This is a genomic window from Bianquea renquensis (genome assembly GCF_014384895.1).
In the GTDB taxonomy this organism is placed as follows: domain Bacteria; phylum Bacillota; class Clostridia; order Lachnospirales; family Bianqueaceae; genus Bianquea; species Bianquea renquensis.
On the sequence record NZ_JACRSQ010000066.1, the window covers coordinates 1 to 3632 of the forward strand.

Annotated in this window: 3 protein-coding genes; all 3 read right to left on the reverse strand. The window is 45.1% G+C overall.

Going from position 1 to position 3632, the window contains the following annotated elements:
- Nucleotides 1-69: GTP-binding protein (locus tag H8730_RS18160; RefSeq protein ID WP_430385403.1), on the reverse strand; the 69-nt coding region annotated here is incomplete at its 3' end.
- Entirely contained in the window at nt 66-1808 is a 1743-nt protein-coding gene (locus H8730_RS17095) for an ABC transporter ATP-binding protein (protein ID WP_249290258.1), read from the reverse strand. The genes H8730_RS17095 and H8730_RS18160, both read right to left, overlap by 4 nt.
- A 5-nt stretch (nt 1809-1813) precedes the next feature.
- The gene (locus H8730_RS17100; RefSeq protein ID WP_249290259.1) at nt 1814-3529 is read right to left on the reverse strand and encodes an ABC transporter ATP-binding protein; all 1716 of its coding nucleotides are present in this window, start codon (nt 3527-3529) and stop codon (nt 1814-1816) included.
- Nucleotides 3530-3632 lie beyond the last annotated feature (103 nt).

Here is a 3632-nt window from a genome sequence, read left to right on the forward strand (position 1 = left end):
AATATTCTCCGTCAATGTGGTTTTGCCTGCGTCAACGTGCGCGAAGATTCCAAGATTGATTATTTTCATATTTTTGCCGCCTTATGCAATTCATATAATCGGCCTTTACTTTCCATCAACTGCGCATATGTCCCCTCTTCAGCTATTCCCCCCTCTTCCAGCACATAAATATAATCCGCTTGGATGATATTGGTCATCCGGTGAGCCACTAAAAGAACAATGTGGTTTTGGGAATAGCTCTTGATGTACGAGATGATTGTCGCTTCGGATTCATAGTCAAGAGCGGACGTAGGTTCATCAAAAATGACAACCGGCGCATTTTTAATGATGGCGCGCGCAATGGCGATCCGCTGCTGCTGCCCACCGGATAACTGTATACCTTTAGGGCCAATAACAGTATCGTATTGCTCTGGCAGCTCTGCAATAAATTCATGCGCCCCGGCCTGCCGCGCCGCGTTTATGACTTCTTCCATTGGGACATTGTCGAGTCCGCAGCAAATATTCCGATAGATGGTATCGTAAAGCAATACGGGCGTCTGTTCGATGTACGCCACCATCGAACGCAGTTCGTCCGCTCCGAATTCCATTATATCCCGGCCGAACAGGCGAATGGTCCCCTGATCTGGCGGATAAAACTTCAGCAGCAATTTCAGCAAGGTGGTTTTGCCTCCGCCGCTCATACCAGCAATGGCCGTAAAGGTGTTTTTATTGAACTTCATGGTGACATCTTGCAAGATTTGTTTTTCTTTATCATATCGGAAGTAAACATGATCAAAGACTATTCCCTCATCGGAATCACCGCTCAACCGGCGTACATCGTCTAGATGGGGCGTATTGTCTTCCTTTTCCATATCCAGAAATTCAAAAATACGCTGTGCCCCGGCTAAAGAGCTTTTGTAATTATTGATATAATTCCCCAAATTTACAAAGAAGTTGACGACACTACCCTGCAGACCCAAAATCGCCGACAAATCCCCCAGGGTAAGGCTTTTCTGATGATAGAACAGCACGCCCAGAGCCAGAATGGTAAAAAAGGACATGGAACTGATCAGAGTGTCAATGGTATTTTTTTTAACGATCGTTTTATTAAGCGCGTCGTTGGTATCTGTGACATCTTGATAGCCGCGTTGGAATTTTTTCTGAAAGGATTTTTCCGCGCGGAATACTTTGATAATAGGCAATCCATCCACCAAGTCGTTTATCAATTCATTGGTTTTGCTTATCTGTATCTGTAGCCGTTGATTCAACCGGTAAAAAAGCCCCTTAAACCGGTTATTGATGAACAAGGATATCAATCCGAAGGCAACGATAATTGGCAGAAACCGGACATCCAGCAAAATCAGAGAGATCAGCGCTCCGATTCCTAGGATAATCTGATTGGCAATATCGTAGCAATGCTCTTTGAAGAACTGTGAAACTGAGCCAAGATCATTGGTAACGCGCGACAAGATGTTCCCACTATGCGTTTTTGTAAAAAAAGATAAGGGCATCTGCATGACGCTTCTGAGCAGATTGCGTTCAACGGAAATGGTCGGTTTATACACTTCCCGTTCGTAGTAATATGCAGTAATCGGCTGGATAATATTATAGATCACAACGATAGCGATCAAAGCGGTCGCACTGTTTATGAGCATGGAAACGTTTTTGAATTCAATGCCGTTTACGATATATTTATAACTGAACGTAAACCCAATCTGATAAAGCGGTTCCGTAGCGGAGCACAAAAGCAGCGCCGTGGCGAAACTCGCCTTGTTTTTTCCTAATAGATTAAAAACCTTTCGAAATGCTGACGGTGTTTTCTTTTCCATGTCTATCACCCAATCAAATTGTTGTTCATGACAAACTGATAATATTTGCCTTGTAACCGCATGAGCTCCTCGTGCGTGCCCTGTTCCGCAATCGTCTGGTCGGACAGGTAGATGATGCGGTCGACGTGCTGTATCGTTGACAGGCGATGAGAGGATATTATCATCGTGTGCGTCTGGAAATGGCGGTAAATGTTATCAATTATATTTCGCTCATTGTTCATGTCCAAAGCTGAAGTGGGTTCATCCATCAGAATAATATTCGCCGGATGAATAAGCGCCCGGGCAATACTGAGGCGAAGTTGTTGCCCCCCAGAAAAGTTTCGACCCTTTTCCTCAACCAGTGTATCATACCCCTCCGGTAAAGTCTGAATAAAAGAATCCACCTCAGCAATCCGCGCGGCCTCCATCATTTCCTCCTCGGTCACATCGGTTCTGCCGAACAGCAGGTTCTCCCGTATGGTTCCGGTAAAAAGAAAAGGGGTCTGAGAGATATACGTGATTTGTGAACGTAGCTGATGGACGCTGATGGTAGCCGTATCCCAGCCGTTGATTCTCAAACGCCCTTCGTTGATCTCGTATAAACCGCAAAGGAGGGAGAACATGGTACTTTTTCCTGCGCCACTTTCGCCGAGCAGCGCAATTTTTTGCCCTTTACCTATTTGCATATTGATATTGCTCAGGATATACCGTCCGCCATTGTCATCTTCCCCCTCTGGCTTCTCGTCATACCGGAAGCACACGTTCTGGAAATCAACGGCAATGCTGGTATCCCCCTTATCTGAGTCGCTAGCCTCCGTTTCCAGACGTTCCTGCGGCAGTCCCAGAAGGCCGTCGACCGTACGGAGCTGAACCAGCAGTCGCCGGACCGAACCGAAAATGCTGCTCAGTGTCAAAAAAGGCTGATTGACATATGCCAGCAATTGGATATAAACCAACAGCTGGCTGAGGGTCATTTGATCGTTAATTGTAAAAATTCCCCCGACGATCAAGCAGACGATCTTAGGATATTCCCGTATAAAAAAATACAGAGGCAATTGACAAGAATCCAGTTTTTCGCTGCGGAAGACAAGCCGGGTAATATTCTGAAATTGCCGGTCAAAACTGCGTGTGAAATAATCCAGCATGGTAAACGATTTGATGGTTTCAATGTTTTGTATGCTGTTAAGGATCATGGAATTTGCATCGGACAGATTCTCGTAATACTCCTCAGTGTACCGGGCGCTTTTTTTACTCAAAAAATTGATCCCCAGGAGAAACAAGGGCATCACCGCAAAACACAGGAGGTATATCCGCCAGTCAACGATGAGCATATACACAGAAGCAGTCAAAAACATCAGCGGATAAAACAAAGCCTGGGGAAGCTGATCGCTCATAAAGGCAGTGACCCCGCTCACTTCGACGTTGAATCGGCTGATCAGTTCCCCCTCGCCATGCCGGTATATATCTTTCAGCTTACTTGTCGATATAACTTGAAACATGGTATTTTTCAATTTTTGGGTGTATCCGGCGCTCAAATGGAAAATCAGGCGTCCATACCCGATTTGGAGAGCTCCGGTCATCACTATAATAAGAAACAACGCCAGAATGCGCCATACTACCGCTTGATTGTGTAAAATGGAATCAATTAGCTTTTCAAAAACATAAGCGTTTCCTAAATGGAGCGATACTATCACCAGATTAATGAAGAATGTGGCAATTACAATACCCGTAAATGGTTTCATACAGGCCCATACTCTCTTATTTTTCAATTCCCTTCACCACCAGTTCTCTGAGTTGTTTTTCGCCGAACCGGAACTGCTGATCAATTTCGTCCAGCTCATCAAG

Bases quoted from the DNA above. Each gene is read 5' to 3' on its own strand.
- H8730_RS17095 (WP_249290258.1), bottom strand. From the start codon at position 1,808: ATGGAAAAGAAAACACCGTCAGCATTTCGAAAGGTTTTTAATCTATTA.
- H8730_RS17100 (WP_249290259.1), bottom strand. From the start codon at position 3,529: ATGAAACCATTTACGGGTATTGTAATTGCCACATTCTTCATTAATCTG.